19 protein-coding genes and 1 riboswitch are annotated in these 21,841 nt (G+C 68.9%); of the genes, 11 read left to right on the top strand and 8 right to left on the bottom strand.

Features of this window, described 5'->3' with window-relative positions:
• Positions 1–544: 544 nt before the first annotated feature.
• The 3 genes from IU459_RS02470 (at position 545) to IU459_RS02460 (ending at position 2,866) form a co-directional block, all read left to right on the top strand.
• Positions 545–994 carry an Rv0361 family membrane protein gene (locus tag IU459_RS02470; protein WP_195127753.1) on the top strand — a complete coding sequence of 150 codons (450 nt, stop codon included), beginning with the start codon at positions 545–547 and terminating at the stop codon, positions 992–994.
• 63 nt (positions 995–1,057) lie between these two features.
• Positions 1,058–1,174, top strand: a riboswitch (SAM riboswitch).
• 14 nt (positions 1,175–1,188) lie between these two features.
• The gene (locus tag IU459_RS02465) at positions 1,189–1,605 is read left to right on the top strand and encodes a rhodanese-like domain-containing protein (RefSeq protein WP_195127752.1); all 417 of its coding nucleotides are present in this window, start codon (positions 1,189–1,191) and stop codon (positions 1,603–1,605) included.
• 46 nt (positions 1,606–1,651) lie between these two features.
• Positions 1,652–2,866, top strand: coding sequence for an O-succinylhomoserine sulfhydrylase (locus IU459_RS02460; protein ID WP_195127751.1), 1,215 nt, complete (start codon positions 1,652–1,654; stop codon positions 2,864–2,866).
• A 59-nt stretch (positions 2,867–2,925) separates the two neighbouring features.
• Here the strand turns inward: IU459_RS02460 and IU459_RS02455 are convergent, their stop codons facing one another.
• A complete protein-coding gene (locus IU459_RS02455) occupies positions 2,926–3,729 on the bottom strand; it encodes an alpha/beta fold hydrolase (protein WP_195127750.1) in 804 nt (267 codons plus the stop codon).
• Between the two features lie 205 nt (positions 3,730–3,934).
• Between IU459_RS02455 and IU459_RS02450 the strand changes: the two genes are divergently transcribed.
• From IU459_RS02450 to IU459_RS02440, 3 genes are all read left to right on the top strand, one after another.
• Complete coding sequence (locus IU459_RS02450; RefSeq protein WP_195127749.1) at positions 3,935–5,182, top strand: GAF domain-containing protein; 1,248 nt, start codon at positions 3,935–3,937, stop codon at positions 5,180–5,182.
• 122 nt (positions 5,183–5,304) lie between these two features.
• On the top strand, positions 5,305–6,759 hold the full coding sequence (locus IU459_RS02445) for a M23 family metallopeptidase (protein WP_195127748.1): 1,455 nt from the start codon (positions 5,305–5,307) through the stop codon (positions 6,757–6,759).
• A gap of 114 nt (positions 6,760–6,873) precedes the next feature.
• On the top strand, positions 6,874–7,971 hold the full coding sequence (locus IU459_RS02440) for a CaiB/BaiF CoA transferase family protein (protein WP_195127747.1): 1,098 nt from the start codon (positions 6,874–6,876) through the stop codon (positions 7,969–7,971).
• 388 nt (positions 7,972–8,359) lie between these two features.
• Here IU459_RS02440 and yczR read toward each other — a convergent pair whose 3' ends face one another.
• A complete protein-coding gene (gene yczR, locus IU459_RS02435; protein WP_195127746.1) occupies positions 8,360–9,865 on the bottom strand; it encodes a MocR-like transcription factor YczR in 1,506 nt (501 codons plus the stop codon).
• 62 nt (positions 9,866–9,927) lie between these two features.
• On the opposite strand from yczR, the gene IU459_RS02430 reads away from it, so the two are divergent.
• From IU459_RS02430 to IU459_RS02420, 3 genes are all read left to right on the top strand, one after another.
• Positions 9,928–10,167: a hypothetical protein gene (locus tag IU459_RS02430; protein ID WP_195127745.1), complete on the top strand. Its 240-nt coding sequence runs from the start codon at positions 9,928–9,930 to the stop codon at positions 10,165–10,167.
• A gap of 155 nt (positions 10,168–10,322) precedes the next feature.
• The gene (locus IU459_RS02425) at positions 10,323–10,910 is read left to right on the top strand and encodes a methylated-DNA--[protein]-cysteine S-methyltransferase (RefSeq protein ID WP_440446455.1); all 588 of its coding nucleotides are present in this window, start codon (positions 10,323–10,325) and stop codon (positions 10,908–10,910) included.
• 121 nt (positions 10,911–11,031) lie between these two features.
• Entirely contained in the window at positions 11,032–11,868 is an 837-nt protein-coding gene (locus IU459_RS02420) for an alpha/beta fold hydrolase (protein ID WP_195127743.1), read from the top strand.
• Positions 11,869–11,889: 21 nt separating this feature from the next.
• On the opposite strand, the gene IU459_RS02415 is transcribed toward IU459_RS02420, so the two are convergent.
• From IU459_RS02415 to IU459_RS02405, 3 genes are all read right to left on the bottom strand, one after another.
• Positions 11,890–12,171, bottom strand: a complete 282-nt coding sequence (locus IU459_RS02415; protein ID WP_195127742.1) for a hypothetical protein — start codon at positions 12,169–12,171, stop codon at positions 11,890–11,892.
• Positions 12,172–12,178: 7 nt separating this feature from the next.
• On the bottom strand, positions 12,179–14,782 hold the full coding sequence (locus tag IU459_RS02410; RefSeq protein WP_195127741.1) for a helix-turn-helix transcriptional regulator: 2,604 nt from the start codon (positions 14,780–14,782) through the stop codon (positions 12,179–12,181).
• A 117-nt stretch (positions 14,783–14,899) separates the two neighbouring features.
• Positions 14,900–16,189, bottom strand: coding sequence for an adenylosuccinate synthase (locus IU459_RS02405; protein ID WP_195127740.1), 1,290 nt, complete (start codon positions 16,187–16,189; stop codon positions 14,900–14,902).
• Positions 16,190–16,470: 281 nt separating this feature from the next.
• Between IU459_RS02405 and IU459_RS02400 the strand changes: the two genes are divergently transcribed.
• Positions 16,471–17,130 carry a hypothetical protein gene (locus IU459_RS02400; RefSeq protein ID WP_228837185.1) on the top strand — a complete coding sequence of 220 codons (660 nt, stop codon included), beginning with the start codon at positions 16,471–16,473 and terminating at the stop codon, positions 17,128–17,130.
• Positions 17,127–17,909, top strand: a complete 783-nt coding sequence (locus tag IU459_RS02395) for a site-2 protease family protein (RefSeq protein ID WP_195127738.1) — start codon at positions 17,127–17,129, stop codon at positions 17,907–17,909. Before IU459_RS02400 ends, IU459_RS02395 begins: the two co-directional genes overlap by 4 nt.
• 345 nt (positions 17,910–18,254) lie before the next feature.
• Here IU459_RS02395 and IU459_RS02390 read toward each other — a convergent pair whose 3' ends face one another.
• The 3 genes from IU459_RS02390 to IU459_RS02380 all read right to left on the bottom strand — a co-directional run bounded on the left by IU459_RS02390 (position 18,255) and on the right by IU459_RS02380 (position 21,714).
• On the bottom strand, positions 18,255–19,358 hold the full coding sequence (locus IU459_RS02390) for an FUSC family protein (protein WP_228837272.1): 1,104 nt from the start codon (positions 19,356–19,358) through the stop codon (positions 18,255–18,257).
• A gap of 147 nt (positions 19,359–19,505) precedes the next feature.
• A complete protein-coding gene (locus IU459_RS02385; RefSeq protein ID WP_195127736.1) occupies positions 19,506–19,949 on the bottom strand; it encodes a DUF3151 domain-containing protein in 444 nt (147 codons plus the stop codon).
• A 988-nt stretch (positions 19,950–20,937) separates the two neighbouring features.
• A complete protein-coding gene (locus IU459_RS02380; RefSeq protein ID WP_195127735.1) occupies positions 20,938–21,714 on the bottom strand; it encodes a hypothetical protein in 777 nt (258 codons plus the stop codon).
• Positions 21,715–21,841: the final 127 nt, after the last annotated feature.

Here is a 21,841-nt window from a genome sequence, read left to right as displayed (position 1 = left end):
GCATGCGCTCGAACAGGTCGATACCGACCTCGGCATCGCTGGGAGCGGAGCCTGCGGAGCGACCCGGCAACGCCTTCATCAACGCGTCGGCGGCGTAGATCCCGGCCGGTCCGGCGCCCACGATCGCGATGCGGAGCGGGCGGGTCGCTGCACTCTGTTCGGTCATCTCTTACGCGCACCCTCATAGTCGAAAACAATTAATGACGTCTGGCTTAGCTTAGGCTAAGTTGACGCACCGGCTCGGTCGCACCCGTCCGGCGCGGACGCCGGCGTTGCCGGCTCGTGGCTGCACGGTGCTCCGTTCGCCGCGGCGATGAGCTGCCGATTCGCTATGACAGCAGGCTGCCGTCCCGCGATTCTATCGGGACCGTCGATGCCGCCCTGATCCGGTGCGTGAACTCGGTGGATGCCATCGAACATCACAATCGGCGGATACCCGCTCGCGCGCAGCCTATAGCGGCCCTCTGTTCGCCGACGGACGCCGTCACCACCCTGCCCCGGGGCCGAGCGCTCGATACCCGCGCCGACCAGGGATCATCGAGCCATGACCGAGCAGCAGCCGACCGCGGGCGAGGACGACATCATCCGCGTCGATCAGACCGACAAGCGCTCCATGGTCCCGTTCATCGCGGCCGCGGTGGTCGCGGTGATCGTGCTCATCGCGATCGTGCTCGGCGGGGTGCTCTCGCCCGCTGAGAAAAATGTCACAGACGCCGACCGCATCGCCGCGGCCATCCGCAACTTCGTCGACGGCGCCAACCGCGCCGGCACCGTGCCTGCGCCCGGCACCGGATGCGAGGGCTTCGACGCCGCGCGTTCCCCGCTGGCCGGGCAGTCCGGCGCCGGAAAGTCCGTGGAACTCAGGAAAATCGACAACCCGATGGTGGACGGCGACAAAGGCAAGGCGACCGTGACCACGCAGGCGGACGGCACGGAGACGACCAAGACCTGGAATCTCACCAGATCCGGCGACAAGTGGCTGGTCTGCACCTGAGCGTTCGCGCAGTGTGAACCGCCGTTTGACACGGTGACCCGGGTCGGTGCAATCTCAGTCGAAGGTCATGAGAGCCAGCGTCAAGCCCCGGCATTGCTGGTCGGCAACCCTCCTCCGCGGTGGGGTGCTCCGGGTGACGACCTGGCCGCGCTCCGGTCCCGGGTGCGGCAAGTGCGGATTCGCAGGAGGAGCAGATGAGTTACGCCGGTGACATCACCCCACAGCAGGCGTGGGAACTGTTGCGCGACAACCCCGAAGCCGTTCTCGTCGACGTGCGGACAGAAGCCGAATGGAAGTTCGTCGGCGTACCCGACACGAGTTCGATCGAGCGGCCGACCGTGCTGATCGAGTGGGTCGACTCCACCGGCGCGCGCAACGAGGCGTTCGCCGAGCAGTTGAAGCAGGCGCTCGCCGACCACGACCCCCAGGCGCCGGTGGTGTTCCTGTGTCGCTCCGGCCAGCGTTCGGTCGGCGCGGCGATCGCCGCCACGTCAGCGGGTTACCGCACCTCTTACAACGTTCTCGAGGGCTTCGAAGGTCCGCTCGACGAGTTCGGGCACCGCGGTGGCTCCGGCTGGCGTGCCCTCGGGCTGCCCTGGCGGCAGTCGTGAGCGGCGGTCTGGCGTCGCATCGGGGCTGTGCAAATGGGCGGCAGTCGTGATCACCGGCGGCGCGTTCGACAAGCCGCTGCCCGAGGGTGTCGGTCCCGCGACGCTCGGTGTGCGGGGCGGACTGCGGCGCTCCGGTTTCGAGGAAACCGCCGAGGCGCTCTACCTGACCTCCGGCTTCGTCTACGAGAGCGCGGAAGCCGCCGAGGCCGCGTTCACCGGCGAGGTGGAGCATTTCGTCTACTCCCGCTACGGCAACCCGACGGTCGCCATGTTCGAGGAGCGGATGCGGCTGATCGACGGCGCCGAAGCGTGCTTCGCCACCGCGAGCGGCATGTCGGCGGTGTTCACCGCGCTGGGAGCGCTGCTCGGCGCCGGTGACCGGCTGGTCGCCGCGCGCAGCCTGTTCGGCTCGTGCTTCGTTGTGTGCAACGAGATCCTGCCGCGCTGGGGCGTGGAGACCGTCTTCGTGGACGGTGAAGATCTCGACCAGTGGGCGCAGGCGCTGTCGGTGCCGACCGACGCGGTGTTCTTCGAGACGCCCGCGAATCCGATGCAGACGCTGGTGGACGTGCGCAGGGTGACCGAGCTGGCCCACGCCGCCGGCGCGAAAGTGGTGCTGGACAACGTCTTCGCCACGCCCCTGCTGCAACGCGGCTTCGAGCTCGGCGCCGACGTGGTGGTCTACTCCGGCACCAAGCACATCGACGGGCAGGGCCGGGTGCTCGGCGGCGCGATTCTCGGGGCCAAGGACTACATCGACGGCCCGGTGAAAACGCTGATGCGCCATACCGGTCCGGCGCTGAGCCCGTTCAACGCGTGGACTCTGCTCAAGGGCCTGGAGACGATGCCGCTGCGGGTGCGCCATTCGGCCGACTCCGCACTGCGGATCGCCCGATTCCTGGAGGGCAACAAGGCGGTCAGCTGGGTGAGGTACCCGTTCCTGGAGTCGCATCCGCAGCACGCGCTGGCCACCAGTCAGATGAGCGCGGGCGGCACCGTGGTCACCTTCGAGCTGAACGCCCCCGAGAACGAGGCGAAGAAACGCGCTTTCGAGGTGCTGAACCGGTTGCGCGTCATCGACATCTCCAACAACCTCGGCGACGCCAAGACTCTGATCACCCACCCCGCCACCACCACCCACCGCGCCATGGGCCCCGAAGGCCGCGCCACAATCGGCCTGTCCGACGGCGTCGTCCGCGTCTCGGTGGGACTGGAAGATGTGGAAGACCTCTTGGCGGACCTCGACCAAGCCCTCTCCTGACCGGCCCGGCGAGCCGGTACGGGAGAGGGGCGCAAGTTACCTCGCGAGGCTTCGATGTCTCACAGGAAGTCGGCGAGAACTTTGTTGAAGTCCTCGGGTTCCTCGGAGAACGGCACGTGCCCGCTGCCCTCGAAGCGCACCACCTTCGCGTTAGGCACCTGCGCGGCGATCCACGCATCGAGTGGACCGGGGAAGATCTTGCTCTGTGCTCCGTATATCAGCAGCGCAGGCACGGTGATCTGGGACAGGACGGGCCGGAAGTCCGCGAAGGCCATGTCGTACCAGATGGCGCAGGCCGCCGAGGTCGGCATCTTCGTCGTCTCCGCGTACACCGCATCGATCACCTCGTCGGAGGGTTCTTCCGCGAAGCAGGCGGCGATGAACGGCTTGATCACCAGCGGACGGGCGTACCGCACCGCCTGCACGAACACCGCGAGATCGGTCTGGCTGTAGCCGCCTTGGAGCGGGAAGTCCCAGCCTTCCCCGTCGAGGAAACGCGGTGACTGATCGACGAATGTCACCGATCGCAGGTTCTCACATCCGAACTGCTCGACGTAAGCGAAAATCACCGCGGCGCCCATCGACCAGCCCACGAGTGCCACGTCGTCGAGCGAGAGATGGTCCAGCAGACTGCGGATGTCCCGTGCGTACTGCGCGAGGGTGTGACCGTCCTCGGTCTTGCCGGAGGCACCGTGCCCGCGCAGGTCGACATTGATGACCCGATTGTCTTCCGCCAGCGCGGGCACATTCTGCGCCCAGAAGGTGGTGTTCATCGTCCAGCCGTGAATGAGCACGACAGGACGACCGGCGCCGTGGTCCTCGTAGTACATCGGCACGCCGTCGGGCAATTCCAGGTAGGGCATCGTCAACCTCCAGCTCAGGACAAGTGTGTTCACACGATGGCGTGCAGGCCGGGGCGCGGCCAAGATCGTGCGGAGGGGTTGCACAGACGTTGCAGCGCAAGGCAACCCGTTGTCAGTGCGACCACGACATGCTTAATCTGGTCCGGACGCCATGACCGCTCGGACCGCGAGCACCGGCCGGACTATCACGAGGCAAACGCATTTGGTGACCAGGCAGACGCACGTGATGCGTGCCGACGTGCGCGCCTCGTGGGATCGCGCGCAACGTCGCGGCCTGCATCCGGACCGGCACCTGCCCGAGGTCGGTCTGACCCGGGACGAGGTCAGGACCTGGCGCAGGGACCATCGGATGGCCTCGGTGTGGCCGGTGCTGTTCGCGAGCCTGGAGAGCGCCGCGTCGGAGCCGGGCCACGTTCTGTTCGGCGGCGACGCGGACGGCCATTTGCTGTGGGTACAGGGCGATGCCGCGGCACGGCAGGTGGCGGAGCGGGCCAACCTCGTCCCGGGAGCACGCTGGCACGAGGCCGAGGCGGGCACCAATGGTGTCGGCACCGCCCTGGCTCTCGGGCGGGCGTTCCAAGTTCGCGGCACCGAGCACTACTTGTCGGTCGCCGCGGGCTTCACCTGCTCGGCGGCGCCGATCCGGGACCCGGTCAGTGGCGCCGTGATCGGTGTCGTCGACGTCACCTGCAAGCTCCGCAACACGAGCCCGCTTGCGCTGCCGCTGGTTACGATGGCAGCGCGGCTCGCCGAAGCGCATCTGCGCGACCTCGCCCGGCAGCGGGATGCCGAAATCCGCACCCGCTATCTCGATCGCGTGCTCAGCCGCGTCGGCGACCACTGCGCTCTGCTGTCGCAAGAGGGCAGGCTGTTGCACGCCGCACCATCGGGGTGGCTGCCCGCGATCTGGCCGGCGCCGCTGCTCGAGGGCGAAACCGAACTGCCCGATGGGCGCAGAGTAGTGCTCGAACGGCTCTCGCCGGGTGGACCGTTCTCCGTCCACGCCCTGCCCACGAGATATTCCGGCGAACAAGCCCCCCGGGTCAGCGCGCTCGGCCGTAACCGCGCCGTGCTGTGGATGGATGGGCTGGTGCACGAGCTCAGTCTCCGGCACAGCGAGCTGGTGGTTCTTCTCCTCGCCAACCCGGCGGGAACGACCGCCGCGATGTTGGCCCGAGAACTGTACGGAAACGACGGAAAAACCGTAACGGTACGTGCGGAACTTGCCCGGCTTCGACGAATCATCGGATATCGCCTCTCGTCGGACCCATACCGGCTCGACAGCCGAATCCGCGCCGATTTCCGGCAATTGGAAGCGGACGCCGCGAACGGCGTCGATCTGCGGGGCAGATATCCAGGTCCGTTGCTGCCCGGGTCCAAGGCGCCCGGGGTGCGGCGGATACGTGAGCGACTGCACCACCAATTAGCGTCCGCCGGCTCGCCGGGTCCGTAGTGGATTTTCGCCATTCCCAGCTATGAGGACCGGGCCGCTATCGCTCAGGGCCACAATTTATCTCGGCACCAGCGCTGGGCGGGAAGCGTGTCGAATGGAGCTCTGGGCAGTCGGAGGTGGTCATGACCAGCGGGGAGGTGGCACAGCTCGCGGACGGCGAAGAGTTAGGCGCGGGCGGCCACGCCGATAACGAGCCGAGCGCGCACGGGCCGCAGGCATCGACGGCCGACCGGAAGCAGCCCGATATCGCCGCCCAGGCGGCGCGTATTCTCACCGACCTGGCACGGCCCGCGCCTGGTGGTCCCACCGGGACACCGGCGCCGGGCCCGCGCACCCAAGCTGTTTCCTCGCCGAATGCAACCGCCGCCGCGCCCAGCGGTGTGCAACCGCCGCCATCCACCGTGGCATCGGTATCCACCAGCGCAGCGCCGCCACCGCCCGGCGGTGTCGTGGCGCCACCGCAGGGCACCGCGGCACCGTCCGGCACGCCCCCGGCGGCTGAGGCGCCGCCACCGCCCGGTATCGACCCAGAGATCATCGCGAGCCTCGCGCCCATGGCCATGATGGCATTGCCGATGCTGGCGTCGGCGCTGGCCGGCCTCGCAGGCGGTGGATCAGGCGCGGGAGCAGGCAGTTCGGCACCCACTGCCGCCGAACCCAGTGCCGCCGCACTGTCGCCGGAAGCACAAGAGGCGTTGAAAGCCTTGAAAACCTTGGAAGCGCTGTACGGTACCGACGGCGCCGCGTCGGGCACCGGCAGTCTGGGATCGCAGCCGGGCGGGATCCGCGGCTCGGGCGCGGGAGCGACCGCGATCAAGGCGCGGGCGTTGTTCCAGAAGAACGCGGCGAGAGCGTTCAACTCGCTGGACAACGAACTCGCGCGCTACGTCTCCGGCCTGGCCGGGTCGAACAAGACCGACCGGAAAGCGGTGATCCGGCTGGTACGCGAGGTCAACGTTCAACTGGCCGAGCTCGGTCCCGCCGCCTACACCAAAGAAGGGCAGCGGAAAGCGCACCAAATACTCACGGAGGCATTGCGCAAGGCGCAAACCATCGTCCGCGGCGGCCAGGCCAACGCGACCGAAACCGCCGCGGCGGTCAATCGGCTCACCGCTCAATACCTCAATGCCCTTGCCGGAAAACAGACTCAGCTGAGCAGCGCATTGCCGGGCAGTGGCAGGCCCCGATCGCCCCTCGATCCGGGCAAGTACCGAATCAGCTCGCACTTCGGGCCCCGTGGCGGCAAGCATCACGGCGGACTCGATATGGCCGCTCCCGCGGGCACGCCCATCTACGCCGCCACCGGAGGCACGGTCGTCAAGGCGGGCAACTACGGCGACGGCTACGGCTACCAGGTGCGAATCCGATCCGCCGACGGCACCGAGACCATCTACGCCCACCAGACCCCCGGCAGCATCCGGGTCAAGGCAGGCGATCGGATCCCCGCGGGCACCCCGATCGGGGCCGTCGGGTCCACCGGCAACTCCACCGGTCCCCACCTGCACTACGAAGTGCGGCGCAACGGCCGCGCCATCGAGCCCATCGCCTATCTGGCGTCGCAGGGCGTTCGAGTGTGACCGGGCTCGTCTATCCAGCGTTATTGTCATACTGTCAATACACCCCTCCCGGTGGCCTCCGGGAGGACGCACCGGCTGCCGGTGCGCTGGATCAACGACGAACCGAGGTTAGGCGTGAGCATTCCATCCACCGCCGGGCAGGGTCCGCTCGCGGGCATCAAGGTCATCGAGTTGGCCGGTATCGGCCCCGGTCCGCACGCGGCCCTGCTGCTCGCCGATCTGGGCGCCGACGTGGTGCGGGTGCAGCGCCCGGGTCAGCTCCCCGGCGGGTTCGACCGGCCGCAGCTGCGCGGCCGGACCATTGTCGAGGCGGACCTCAAGAACCCGGCGGACATCGAGAAGGTGCTCCGGTTGGCCGAGAAGGCGGACGTGCTGATCGAAGGTTTCCGGCCGGGCGTCACCGAACGGATGGGCCTGGGCCCGGACGACGCGCTCGCTCGCAACCCGCGCCTGGTCTACGGCCGGATGACCGGCTGGGGTCAGCAGGGACCGCTGGCCGACCGCGCCGGGCACGACATCAACTACATCTCCATCACCGGTGTGCTGCACGCCATCGGCCGCAAGGGCGAACGTCCGGTCCCGCCGCTGAACATGGTGGGCGACTTCGGCGGCGGCTCGATGTTCCTGGTGTTCGGCGTCCTCGCCGCGCTGGTCGAGCGGCAGAACTCCGGCAAGGGACAGGTGATCGACGCGGCGATGGTCGATGGCGCCCTTGCCCTTTCGCACATGATCTGGGGTATGCGCGGCTCCGGCGCATGGTCCGATGAGCGCGGGGTGAACCTGCTCGACACGGGGATGTCGTTCTACGACACCTACGAGACCTCGGACGGCAAATACATGGCGGTCGGCGCGATCGAACCGCAGTTCTACGCGCAACTGCTGGCCGGGCTGGAGATCGACCAGGAAGGACTGCCGTTCCAACTCGACCCAGCGGGTCAGGACACGCTGAAAAAGCTCTTCGCCGAACGCTTCCGGACCAAGACGCGCGACGAGTGGACGGAAATCTTCATCGGCACCGACGCATGTGTCTCACCTGTGCTCACCTTCGAGGAGGCGACGACCAACGAGCACATCGCGGCCCGCGGCTCGCTAGTGCGGCTGGAGAACACCACCCAGCACGCTCCGGCGCCGCGCTTCTCGCGCACTCCGAACGGGGTCCCCACCCCGCCACCGACCACGGCCACGCCGATCGAGTCGGTCTGGGCCGACTGAGCACCGAGTGCGGGGTGTCGCCCGGAAACGCACGTGCGGGTCGCCGGGACATCCCGCCCGCGCGGCTAATTCAAAATTGCAACAAACCAACCGGTTCGACAGTTTGGTGCCCCACCTGCAATACTGTCCGCGAGCAGGCGGCTTTCGAGCGCAGCTGAATTCCCTCCGGCGCCATCCGGTTCGCTCCTTGACCGCTCGCTCGCACTGGAGGCCTCGACGCCGTGCGACCTTCCGCACGCCGTCCGAGCACGACGAGGGCCAGCCCCGAGGGGTGGCCGGCCGGTCGTGCCCGGCGGCGCTCGGAAGGGAAGTACCGCCGGCGCAGGCCCTCCCCAGCCGGGGCCGGACGGGTCGTCCACGCACCTCGCCGTGCCCTGGCGAAATCCGTTCAGTAGCAGGTCAGCGGTGTCAACGGATCGGCCGCGCGCGGCGTCAGCGCCTGGTAGGCGGACGCGATCGCCTTGACCGCCAACCGCAAGTCGGATTCCCGGTGCGTGAACGGCAGCCGCAGGAAGCGCTCGAACGCGCCCTGCACGCCGAATCTCGGCCCGGCCGCGAGCAATACGCCGTGATTGGGGGCGGTGGCGGCCAGCGCCGTCGACACCGAGGTGGGCAGCTGCACCCACACCGACATGCCGCCGGCGCCGACGGTGACGCGCCAATCCGGCAACTCTTCGGCGAGCGCGTCCAGTAGAGCGGCGCGCTGCGAACGCAATTGGTCCCGGCGACGGTCGAGGATGGTGTCGGCGTGCTCGAGCAGGTGCACGGTGGCCAGCTGGTCCATCACGGGCGTGCCGAGGTCGACCGTGGAGCGGATGCCGAGCAGCTTGGTGATCAGCGCCTGATTGGTCCGAATCCAGCCCACGCGCAGACCGCCCCAGAACGACTTCGATGCCGAGCCGATCGTGACGATCTCGGCGCCCTTCGCGAAGCTCGCGACGGGCGGCGGCGGGGCTGCGTCCCCGAGTCCCAGATCGGCCATGGACTCGTCGATCACCACGGTCATCCTGGTCTCCCGTGCGATGGCGGCAAGCTCGGCGCGACCGTCGGCGTCGAGCAGCAGGCCGGTCGGGTTGTTGTAATCCGGCACCAGGTAGGCCAGGCTGGCCGCGGTTTGCCGTGCCGCGCTGCGGATTCCGTCCAGATCCCAGCCGCCGGCCGGATCGTCCGGGCGCAGCGGCACCGGCACCGGACGGGCGCCGACGTCGCGGATCGCCTCGATGGCGTTCGGATAGGTCGGGTGGTCGATGAGCACGCGGGCGGCGGGCGCGGTGAGCACGTTGAGCAGCAGTCGCATGCCGTGCTGGGCGCCGAGGGTGACCAGGATCTGGTCCGGCTCGGTCGGCAGGCCGCGCGCGGTGTAGCGGCGGGCGATCGCCTCACGCAACGCGAGCACACCGACCGGGTCCATGCCGTGTGTCCCGAGATAGGCCGGAATACCTTCCAGGGCAGCGGAATACGCGTCCTGCATCTCCAGCGGGGCGGCCATGGCGGCGTAGGTCATGTCGATCGTGGGCAACTCGGGCGAGCCCATCGTGGCCAGAATGCTCCTGGCCGGCTTGATGCCGTCGTGCTGCACGTCGCGGGGCAGCGCCACGGTGCTGCGCGAGCCCTGCCTGCTGATCAGGTAGCCGTGTTCGCGCAGCAGCGCGTAGGTGGACGTGATGGTGGTCCGGCTGACGCCGAGCGTGGCGGCGAGGTCGCGTTCGCTGGGCAACGCGACACCGAGTGGGGCACGACCATCGTGGATCAGCAGCCGGATGCCTTCGGCAAGCGCCAGGTACGCCGGACGCGCGGACCGCCGTCCGGCGGAATCCGGTTCGCCGTCGTGCATGCTCCGCCAGCTGCCCAGATCACGGGCCAGGCTGCCCGCACCGATCACTCTCGTTGCCATGCGGTCCAGTATCGGCGGATTGGATATTTATTGGCAAGGCCAGTGGGGCGCACCCTGGCGGGATGAACGCCCTCGCCACCCTGTTCATCGTCGTCTTGTTCGGCTATTTGATCTATCACTACGCACCCGGACGCGACGAGCGCACCTTTCGTCTCGAACGGTTTCACCCGGGCACACCGATGTCCGACTGGGTCGTCTCTTACTACGACGACCAGCGGCGATACTCCGACCTCGCGGCAATCTACAGTCGCGGAGACGCGCCGGATCCCGACTGGCCCGAAGCGGAGAAGCCGCGCGTTTGAGCATGCCCACGCGGGCGGGACTCAGTCCAGTTCTGAAAAACTGGACTGGTTGTTTCGAACTTGTCGGTCTCCGGGTGCAGACTTGGCTCATGAGTGACGCCACGCGCCTCGCCTCCGCGGCCGCTCGCCAGGCACCCGAGGTCACCGGCTCCGCCGTGGGCCCGGCGGCCGCGAGCCGTCCGGCCCCGGTCGTCCCTGGCGCGGCGGCGCTGTTCGACACCGCGATCGGCTGCTGCGCGATCGCGTGGAGCGGCGCAGGGGTGATCCGATTCCAGCTCCCCGAGACGAGCCCGGCCGCGACCCGCGCGCGCATCACCCGCCGCCGCGCCGGATACCAGGACCAGGAGATCCGCGAAGAAGCGCCCACCGGCCTCATCGCTGATGCCATCGCGAGCATCCGCGCCCATCTCGCGGGAGAACTCGACGACTTGCGCTGGATCCCGGTGGACACCAGCGGAATTCCCGCGTTCCACCGTGCCGTCTACACCGTGACCCGCGCCATCGATCCCGGCCACACCCTCAGCTACGGCCAGGTCGCCGAGCGCGTCGGCGCACCCGGCGCCGCCCAAGCCGTCGGGCAAGCCCTCGGCCGCAATCCGATTCCACTGATCATCCCGTGCCATCGCGTGCTCGCTGCCGACCACGCGCTGCACGGATTCTCCGCCCCCGGCGGAATCGACACCAAGCAGCGGCTTTTGACCATCGAGCGCACACCGGGATTCGGCGAGCCCACCCTGTTCTGAGCCTGGCAGCGGTAGTCGGCGGCACGCCGCACGGCCAGCGGTCCGATGAATTCGTGGCGTTCGCTCCGTCGGTATCGGCAAGGACTTCGGCAGACCCGCCCGGAACGAAAGTGAGCCAGCCATGCAGACCGTAACCTCCGCCGACGGCACCGTCATCGCGTTCGACCGGCACGGCGGCGGCGCGGCCGGAACCGTCATCCTGATCGGCGGCGCCTTCGGTTACCGGAAGTTCCCCAAGATGGTCGAGCTGGCCGAGGCGCTCGCCGAGCAGCACGGACTGACCGTGATCAATTACGACCGTCGTGGTCGCGGCGACAGCATGGACTCGCCCGGCGTCTACGACGTCGATCGGGAAATCGACGATATCGCCGCGCTGGTGGAGGCCGCGGGCGGTACGGCCGCGTTGTTCGGCTGGTCTTCCGGCGCTGCCCTCGCGCTGCGGGCGGCCGCATCCGGCCGGGTGAACGGCATCACGAAGGTCGTCGCGTTCGAGCCGCCTTTCGTGGTCGACCATGAGGGTTTCGTACCGCAGGACGGCCTCGAGGTGCGCCTGCACGAGCTGATCGCCGGCGACCGTCGCGCCGACATCGTGCGGTTCTATATGACCAAGGCGATGGGGGTGCCGCGCGCAATGGTTGCGGTCATGCGCCTCACCCCGTTCTGGAAGGGCCTGCTCGCCACCGCGCCGTCCACCGCGCACGACTGGGCCGTGATGCGCGACTTCATGCGCGGTGAGCCGCTGCGCGCCCAGGACTGGTCCACGATCGGCATACCGACCCTCGTCATCGCGGGCGGCAAGAGTGACGCGCTGCTCCGCAAGGGTGCCCGCGCCATCGCCGCGGTCGTCCCCGACGCCGTCTTCCAGGAGATCCCCAAGCTCAGCCACAACCCCAACATCGGCCTGCTGGCGCCGGTCGCGGGCGCGTTCCTCACCGGCGCCGAGCAGCACGCCCGGTGACACGGTTCGATCTCGGCGGACTCAGTCGATCGGGTGCTCGCGGTAGAAATCGCAGGCTTCCCCGGTGATGTAGCCGTCCATACAGCCGAAGTACGTCTGGATGCACACGTTTGTGGTGCAACCGAGTTCGATCAGCTTGTCCCTGATCCTGGTGTAGCGCTCATGGGGAGTCTCCGACTTCGACGGCGCCACCGTCACCGAGGGGCTCATCGAGCTGGTGACCGGTCCGGGCTGTTCATCCGAGCACCCGGCGGCCAAAGCCACCCCGGCCGCTACCGCACACGCCACGACAGTTGCTCGCACGGATGGTTCACCCACTTCCGGATTCGCCGCGCATCAGTGCGCCGAGCGACTCGCGATCGGTGACGTCCATCTTGATGCAGGCGCGGTAGAGATGGCCCTCGACCGTGCGTACCGAGACGGTGAGCCGGTCGGCGATCTGCCGGTTGGACAAGCCCGCCGCCACCAGGTTCGCGATCTCGCGTTCCCGTGCGGTCAGCGGCAACGGCTGCGCGGCCTGGCGCAGGGCGGGCGTGCTCGCTCCGCCGCAGGCGGCTGCGAGGCGGTTGGCCGTGGCGGCGGACTCCAGCAGCCTGCGCCGGTCCCCCGCCCGCTCGTGTGCCGACGCGGCCTGCGCCGCGGCGTCGGCGGCCGACAGCATCGCGCCGATCCGCTCGAATTCCGCAGCTGCGGCGTCGAGTCCAGGACCGTCGTGGGCAGCCAGCGCCACCGCGTGCCGCGCCTGCGCCTGCACCAGGCGCCCGTCCACCCGAGCGGCCAGGTCGGCTAGTCGTCCCGCCACGGAGTGGTCGCCGAAGCGGGCCGCCGTGTGCAGGGCGATGGCCTCGATCGCGTACTGACGCGACCGGGCCGCCGCGTCGGCGGCGCCGACCGCGATCCGGATGGCCGGGGAGACGGTGCCTTCGGCCGCGGCCAGCCAGGCGCGGGCGACTTCCAGTTGCGGCTCGTAGACCGCGCTGTGCCTGCCGCCGCGTGCGGTGGCGTGCGCGATCGACTCGGCGGCCTCGGCGGCGCGGCCGAGCGCCGAATACGCTTCCGCCAGGCGGATTCTCGCGGGGAACATCCAGGCGGCGGCGCCCTCGGCGGCCAGTGCGGCCAGCGCCTGTTCCAAATGCTCGATGCCGTCGTTGAACCGGCCCTGCGCCACGTCGACGGTGCCCTGCAGGATCTTCGACATACCCCAGGCCAGGTACTGGCCGGGCGCGGAGTAGCCGAAATACGCCGCGGCGCAACGTCGTGCGTCCTCCAGGTCGCCGGTGAAGGTCAGCGCGAGCACCTCGGCGTGGGTCGACATGAAACGGTTGAGCCCGTCGATGTGCTCCTCCACCTCGTGCCCGCGGGCCGCGTACTGTCTGGCCGCTTCGCCTCTGCCCATCAACGCCAAGGCCAAGCCGCCGCCGAACGCCGCCCACCACACCGCCCACGGCGGCGCGTCCTTGGTGGACATGACCGTCTCGGCTTCGGCGATCGCGTTATCGATGTTGTTCTCATTGACCGCGCTGGCGGAGGCGAGACCGGTGAAGATGGCCGCGATCTTCGGATGCCGCACCTTCCCGCGCACCAGCGTCAGCACCTCGTCGGCGCGGTCGGCATCGCCCATGGCCCACAACAGGTTCGCCACTCTGGTGCTGCCCCAGCGCGCGAGCTGCACCTCGTCGAGCTGGTCGGGGTCGAAACTGGCCAGCGTGCGCTCGGCCTCGATCCGGTGCCCCTGCCACAGCAGGGCGCGCGCCAGCAGGTCGGCGGACTCCACCCCGCCGCGCCGTTCCACCGCTGCGCGCGCGAAGCGTTCGCCCAGCGGCAGATTCGCCAATCCGATCGCGTCGGCGGCGGCCGCCTCGAACAGTTCCAGATCCGCTGATTTATCGCTGTCCAAGGCCAATTCCGCCAAGCGGATCCGGTCGGCCGCGGATTTGATCGGACGTTCCTTCAGCGAGGAGTACAGGCGGCCGCGCAGGCGCCGCGCCGAGGCGATGCCGAGCCTGCGCCGGATCACCTCACCGAACAGCGGGTGGTTGTAGCGCACGGTCAGGTCTTGCGTGTTCTCCACCACCTTGATGACACCGCGGGTTTCGGCGGCTTCGACCGCGTCCTCACCCGCCAATTCGGCGAGCACGTCCAGATCGATCGGCTCACAGAAGGTGAGCAGCTCCAGCACCCGCAGCACCGACTCGGGCAGCTGCTCGACCCGGTCCTCGAGCAGCGCGGCCAACTCCGAGGTCACCGCGGCCCGCCCGCGCAGCTGCCAGACGCCGTTGACCTGACGCAGTGTGCCCGCTTCCAGCGCGCCCTCGACCAAATGCCGGAGGAACAGCGCGTTTCCGGCGGAGGACTCCCACATCAGATTGGCGGTGAACCCCTCGAGCTGCCCACCGAGCATCGACTCCACCAGCTCCACGCTCTGGCTCTGGGTGAACGGGCGCAGGTCGATGCGCATCAAGTGCCCGTCTTTCCACAGCGAGGTGATCGCGTCCGGCACCGGGACCCCGCTGCGGACGGTGACCACGATGTGCGCGGCCTTGTCGATGGCCAGTTGGAGCAGCAAGGTGGCGGAGAGCTGGTCGAGCAGGTGCGCGTCGTCCACACCGATCACGGTGTGCCCGTCGGCGAGCAGCGCTTCGCGCGCCGCCGACATGAACGTGACCGGGTCGTGCGCCGTGTAAACGCCGACCATGTGCGCGAATACCCCCAGCGGGATGCTGCGCGCCGACTCCGTGCCCGCCACCCAGCGAATATTGCCGCCGAGCGTGGCGGTGGCGTGCCGGGCCAGGGTGGTCTTGCCGACTCCGGCGTCGCCGGTGAGTACCACCCCGACGTGCTCCGGACCGGTCAGCGCCGCGCGGATCGCCTCGAATTCGCTTTCGCGCTCGATCATCGGCCAGTTCCGAGCCATGCTCTAACTTTAGATCTTCAACGATCATGATCGAAGCCGAGCGGGGCCGATAGCGATGGTGAATTTGTGGTGAACCCGCCGAATTAGCGCTGGACCGCGCAGAATTCGAAACAGGTTCTAGCTGAGGACGTCGTGCCGGACGATGGTCTGGTCCCGGCCCGGCCCCACACCGATGCAGGAAATCCGGGCGCCGGACAGCTCCTCCAGGCGCAACACGTACGCCTGCGCGTTGGCGGGCAGTTCGTCGAAGCTCCGGGCGCCGGAGATGTCCTCCCACCAACCGGGCATTTCTTCGTAAATCGGTTTCGCGTGATGGAATTCGGTCTGCGTGGTCGGCATCTGCTCGACCCGCTCGCCGTCGATCTCGTAGGCCACGCAGATCGGCACCGTCTCCAGACTCGAGAGAACGTCCAGTTTGGTGAGGAAGTAGTCGGTGATGCCGTTGACCCTGGTGGCGTAGCGGGCGATCACCGCGTCGAACCAGCCGCAGCGCCGGGCGCGGCCGGTGGTGACGCCGACTTCACCGCCGGTCTTGGCCAGGTAGGCGCCGGACTCGTCGAACAGCTCGGTCGGGAACGGGCCGGAACCGACCCTGGTGGTGTAGCACTTCAGGATGCCGAGCACCGTATTGATCTTGTTCGGCCCGATCCCCGCGCCAACCGCCGCGCCGCCCGAGGTCGGGTTCGACGAGGTGACATACGGGTAGGTGCCGTGGTCCACGTCCAGCAGGGTGCCCTGCGAACCCTCCAGCAGCACGGTCTCGCCCCGCTCCAGCGCCAGGTTCAGCTTCAGCCGGGTATCGGCGATCCGGTGCTTGAAGCTGTCGGCCTGCTCGAGCACCTCGTCCACCACCTGCTGCGGGTCGAGCGCGCGGCGGTTGTAGATCTTGACCAGCACCTGGTTCTTGAACTCGAGCGCGGCCTCGACCTTCTGGGTGAGGATCTTCTCGTCCAGCACATCCGCGACCCGCACGCCGACACGGGCGACTTTGTCCTGGTAGCACGGGCCGATGCCGCGGCCGGTGGTACCGATCTTCTTGTTGCCGAGGAAGCGTTCGGTGACCTTATCGATGGCCACGTGGTACGGCATGATCAGGTGCGCGTCGGCCGAGAGCAGTAGACCGGAGGTGTCGACACCGCGGTCTTCCAGCCCCGCCAGCTCCGCGAGCAGCACGCCGGGATCGACGACGACGCCGTTGCCGATGACGTTCGTCACTCCCGGGGTCAGGATGCCGGACGGGATCAGGTGCAGCGCGAAATTGTCGCCGTTGGGCAGCACCACGGTGTGACCGGCGTTGTTACCGCCTTGGTAGCGGACCACCCAGTGCACCCGACCGCCGAGCAGATCGGTTGCTTTGCCCTTTCCCTCGTCGCCCCATTGGGCGCCGATCAGGACGATTGCCGGCATGGTCGTGTCTCCTACGGTTCGACAGGCAACACTGGCGTGTTGCAGCTACCTGCCGTACTGAGGCGGTGGCCGGAAGCACAGTCTAGCCGACTCGTCCCAGGCGGCGTCGCGTCGGATCTCGTCGTAGGCTCGACACCCGTGTGGTCACGGCCGGGCAGGGCTATGGTTGCACGGCACGCCGAGCGGCTGCGCGGCGTACACGGGCGAACCCTGGCGGGTTCACCCGGAAGTGGCGAGGGGCCCGACGGTGTCGGCTCGAACCGAGGAGGGTGTACGGCAGCTTGAGTACCCATGTTCTCCGCTGCGACGGCGCACCCGTACCCATCGCGCTCGCGGCACTGCCGACCACCCAGACGGCCGCCATCCCCGATCCCGCCGAGATCGACGAACTGCTTCCCGTGCTGGCCGCCGACAGCCTGCCACGGCTGATCGTGCTGGGCGGCGACGCCGCGCTGGCCGCGGTGCTCACCCACCTGATGCGCACCGAGCGGCTGCACGTGGAGATCGGCTATGTGCCGGTCGAGAAGACTTATGCCTCTCGCGCGTACCAGACCGGCACCGGCAACGCGGCGGCCAAGCGTGCCATCGGGGGTCGTGGCGTGGAGACGCCGCTGGTCCGGGACGACACCGGCACGGTGCTGGTCGGTCGCGCGGTGCTCACCGGCGTCGGGGGCGCGAAGCTGGACGGCGAAGCCTACGTCGACGACACCCAGCTGTTCTCCGGAAAGGTGACGGCCATGATCGTCTCGCCGTCGCTGGAACTGCCCGGTGTGCGAGCCACCGTCCGCAAGGGCATTCGCAAGCGCCGCTGGGTGGAGGGGCGGGCCGCTCAGCTGGGTACCTCCGGCGCGATCGTGACCAGAGACGGCATCCGCACCGACCGCTCGGTGCCGCGCTCGAGCTTCTACCGTCACCACGAGTCCTGGCATTTGGTGCGATGAGCTCACCGTTTCCGATCCGTCGCAGGTCGCGCGCCGTCCGCCCGAGCCCGGTGTTCCTGTTCGTGGTCGCTCTCACGGCGGTCGGCGGTGCGCTCGCCTGGGATGCCCCGGTGGACTCGACGCGAGCCAAAGCCGGGGTGTTCGTTTTCGTGGTGTTCGGCTGGGTCGTCACGCTGTGCCTGCACGAATTCGCGCATGCGTACACCGCCTGGCGCGCGGGCGACCGCGAGGTCGAGCTGCGCGGCTATCTGACCCTGAACCCGTTGAAATACAGTCATCCGCTGCTGTCGATCGTCTTGCCGATGGTGTTCATCGCGCTCGGGGGTATCGGCCTGCCCGGTGGCGCGGTCTACGTGCACACGCACAACGTCCCGCCGCGGACGCAACGGATCATCAGCGGCGCCGGGCCCGCCGTGAACGCGCTGTGCGCGGTGCTGCTTCTGGCGGTGGTCCGGATCTGGGGCAGCACCGATGCGCATCCGGCGTTCTGGTTCGGTCTGAGTTTCCTTGCGTTCCTTCAGATCACGGCAACCTTGCTGAATCTGATCCCGCTGCCCGGCCTGGACGGCTACGGGATAGTCGAGCCGTCCTTGAGCTATCAGACCAGACGCTCGCTCGATCAGTTCAAACCGTTCGGCATGCTGATCCTGTTCGCACTGCTCTTCACACCGGCCATCAATCAGGTGTTCTTCGACGCGGTGTACGCGCTGTTCGAACTGTCCGGCGTGCCGTCGAATTGGTCGCGGTACGGGAGCTACCTGACCCGCTTCTGGACCTGACCGCTGGCGGGATCGCCACCCGCGCATCCATGCTCGAGCGACCAGGCAACGCTCGAAACAGCAGCACAAGGCCGCCCGGTCGAATCGGCCAGGCGGCCTTGGCTTCTCCGCTCGCGTCCGCCCCCGCCCCCAGCCACCACACCCTGGCTGGTGGGCCCTTTCGTCCGCGTGCGAAGTGGTCGACCGCGATACCCCACCAACTCGCGGTCACATCGCAAAATTACGGCGCTGCTGCGCACGCAACACGGGTAGCGGACTACCTGAAGATCGACTCTTCGCCCCGGGACGCCGGACGTATACCACCTTGCCCGGCAAGAATGTCTGATTACCGCTGAGTAGTCTGGCTCAGACTTCCGGCTGCACGTACGGGTGCTTGACCGTCGGCGGCAGCAGGGCAATCGCCGAGATGCGCTGCATCCCACACACCTGCATCAGGTCTACCAGCGTCGATCGCACTTGGGCGAACACGACATGCGCCGAAAGCCCCGCGCCGGCAACCAATTCCGGGCGCGCACCCTTCGCCACCGAGCGCAGTACGCGGGCGGCCTCGGCCCGGTCGGGTTGCTCGCCCGGGTCGGCGAGCATCATCCGGCGCACCACGTCCACGGCTTGGCCGAGGCGCTCCACCTCATCGATCAAGCCGGGATGGAGGATTTCGTCGTCGCGGACCAGAGTCAGCGAGCGCCGCAACAGGACTCGGGTGTTGCGGATCGCGTTGTCCAGCGGATCCGCGGTGGCCCTGATGCGTTCCAGGCGGGAACGGGAGTTCCAGTACAGCGGCGAGATCCGGCTGATCTCGCGGCCGCCCTCCAGGGTGGCACGCAACGAGTCGATCTGCGGTTGGGTCGCGCGCATCGCGGTGAGGGCGCGGTGCACCTTCTCCGGGTCCTGCTCGAGCAGTCCGTCGGCGCACTCGGTGATCGATCTGCCCATCACGGCGAGAATGTCGGCCGCCAACGTCCTGGCCCTACGCACCGGGTGCAGGGGAATCGCGGCCACCACCACGACGCCGACCAGTCCACCGACCAGGGCGTCGATCATGCGGGAGAAGCCGCCGCCCACCGACGGCGGCAGCAACGTCGCGACGAGCACGGCGGAACCGGCCGCCTGCATGGTGATGATGGAACCACCGTCGAGGAACACCGCCGCGGCCATGGCGACCGCGACAACGAACGCGATCTGCCAGACGCCGGTGCCCGCGCGGGAGATGAACAGATCGCCGATGCCGATGCCGACCGCGACGCCGACCACCAGCTCGACCGATCGCCGCAGCCGGGCGCCGAAGGAGATGCCGATCGACACCACGGCGGCCGTCGGCGCGAAGAACGGCAGCGTATGGCCGAGCACGTGATGAGCGAGGAACCAGGCCAGCGCCGCGCCGACCGCACACTGGATGATCGGCAGCGTCGAACGCCTCAGCCGCGCCCACGAGGCGCGCAGCCGAGCCATGCCGTTCACGCGAGCGGTGCCGACGCGGGAATTCGGGCCGAGTACATCCGTCACCCGAACCATCATCGAATCGCTCGCGGTGCGTCGAGCGCACCCGTCACTCGACCGCCACTTCCCAGCGAATCGCTACGCGATAGCTGCACTGTTTCAGTCGAGGCCGAGCTCCGCGGCCGCGCGCGGGTCGCAGTCTTCCAGCAGGTCCAGGCAACGCGCGTACTCGTCGGTCTCGCCGATCGCCTTCGCCGCGCGGGCCAGCGCCCCGACGCTGCGCAGGAAGCCGCGGTTCGGCTCGTGGCTCCACGGCACCGGCCCGAAGCCCTTCCAGCCGTTGCGGCGCAACAGGTCGAGTCCGCGGTGGTAGCCGGTGCGGGCGAACGCGTACGCGGCGACGATGTCGTGGTTGATCGCCTCGTCCTGGGCTTCGCCGCGGGTCAGCGCCGCCTCCGCGAGGTGGGCCCAGGCGATCGAGGCGGCGGGATGATCGGCCGCGACCCGCACCGGATCGGCGTTCTCGCCGAGGGCGTCCTCGGCATCGGAGATTTCGGGTAGCAGTACCGGTTGCGGTCCGAGCAGGTCACCGAACGAGGTCATGCGGACATTCTGCACCGCAGGTCGATTTCCTCGATAGGGGGCTGCCTCGCCACCGCCCGGCCCGGAGCGGGCTATCGACGGACTCCGTCCGACAGCGCCGTCTCTGCGGGCTACCCCTATTTCCGCTCGGCCCACCGCAGGCTGCCGACGGACTCCGCCCAACAGCGCCGTCTCTGCGGGCTACCCCTACCTCCGCTCCGCCCGGCACAGGCTGCCGACGGACTCCGCCCAACAGCGCCATCTCTGCGGGCTACCCCTACCTCCGCTCCGCCCGGCACAGGCTGCCGACGGACTCCGCCCAACAGCGCCATCTCTGCGGGCTACCCCTACCTCCGCTCCGCCCGGCACAGGCTGCCGACGGACTCCGCCCAACAGCGCCATCTCTGCGGGCTACCCCTACCTCCGCTCCGCCCGGCACAGGCTGCGGGCGGACTTTCACCCAGCGGCGTCTTTACGTACGGCTGCCTCGGCTTCGCTCGGCCCGGCGCATCGCATGGACGATTTCCACTGACCCGCCATGGGGTTGTTCTCGGTCACGGTTCCCGGCACCGAGCCCCAGACGAGACTCGTACGGCTACGCAACCACAGCTGCGCCAGCGCCGCGCATACCCATGCAGGGCCACAGACGACCGTCCGCCCGCCTGCGTCGGCCGCATGGCGGCATCAGCCTTTGCGCGGCTCGGCGCGGGTCCAGAGGGACTTCGTCTGGCGCCGTTATGCGGCTGCTCCGCCTCCGCTAGGGCCAGCGCGGGCCATTGACGGACTTCGTCCGGTTGCGCCCATTAGGCTGGCCGTCGAGTTCCACAGTTCCGCCTGAGCGAGGGGTGTGCGTGTCCGACCCGAACGACGAGAAGAATCCGGCGCGGGATAGCGCCGGACCGGCCGGCTCGGCCGGGGCCGACGCACGCCCCGACGCGGCCGCCGACCGCACCCCGCCCGGCGGGAAAGACGCTCCGACACCTTCCGCCGCAGCCACGCAGCGAATCGCTCAGCCGCAGCGGCGGCCGGGGACCTGGGCAGCGTGGACCGCGCCCGCGTCACCGCGCGGTGCGGACGAATCCGCCTCGGAGGGAAAGGGTTCCGCTTCGGGGCAGGGGGGCGTCCCCACGTCACGTGCATCTTCGGGTGGCGACCAGGGACAGACGTCCGGCGGGAGTGCGGACGCCCAGAAGAACGCGAATTCCGCGGCACCGAAATCGGCAGACGCCAACACAGCACCCGCCAGCCCCGGTGCCGCGAACACAGCCGCATCCCGACCCAAAGGCCCCTCCGCACCGGACTCGGCTTCCGGCTCCGCGCCCAGGAACTCGCCCGCATCCGGACCGGCAGGCAGCACCGGCTCCGCGCAACAGCCCAGCGCAAAACCCGCGACCGGGGCATCCGGCGGCCCAGGAACCGCCGACGCCACAATCAGCGGAACGAACTCCGCCACCCGCCCCGCAGCCGCGTCCGGAAACCCGGGCGCTCCCGGCACACCGGCGTCTCGATCGGCAACCAGCGGACCGTCCGCACCGGCCCCCGCTCCCGCCAACCGCCCGTCCGCGCCGACCCCCGGTCCCGCCAGCGGCACGACCGCGAACAAGCCCGCGGGGGATACATCCGCCGAGTCGGCGGGCGCGACCGCCGGCAGTGAATCGAAGACCGCGCCGCCGGCATCCGTGAGTTCGCCCGCGCCCGGAGTAGCGGGCCCGAATCCCGGTGCTGACCAAACGGAACAGGGATCGCCCACCGGACCGGCCGCGAGCGCATCTGGACCCGAACGCACAGGGAAGGCTCCTGCCGGACCGGCGACCGGAAAGACAGCTGCCGGGGCCGCACCACGCTCCGGTTCCGGCGCACAGACCGGAGTTCCCGGTCGACCCGCGACTTCGGATGCGGAAACGACGGCGATC

The sequence above is a fragment of the Nocardia amamiensis genome (assembly GCF_015477605.1).
Classification (GTDB): Bacteria; Actinomycetota; Actinomycetes; order Mycobacteriales; family Mycobacteriaceae; genus Nocardia; species Nocardia amamiensis_A.
The sequence above is the reverse complement of the archived record's forward strand: the minus strand, read 5'-3'. Positions and strand labels throughout refer to the sequence as shown.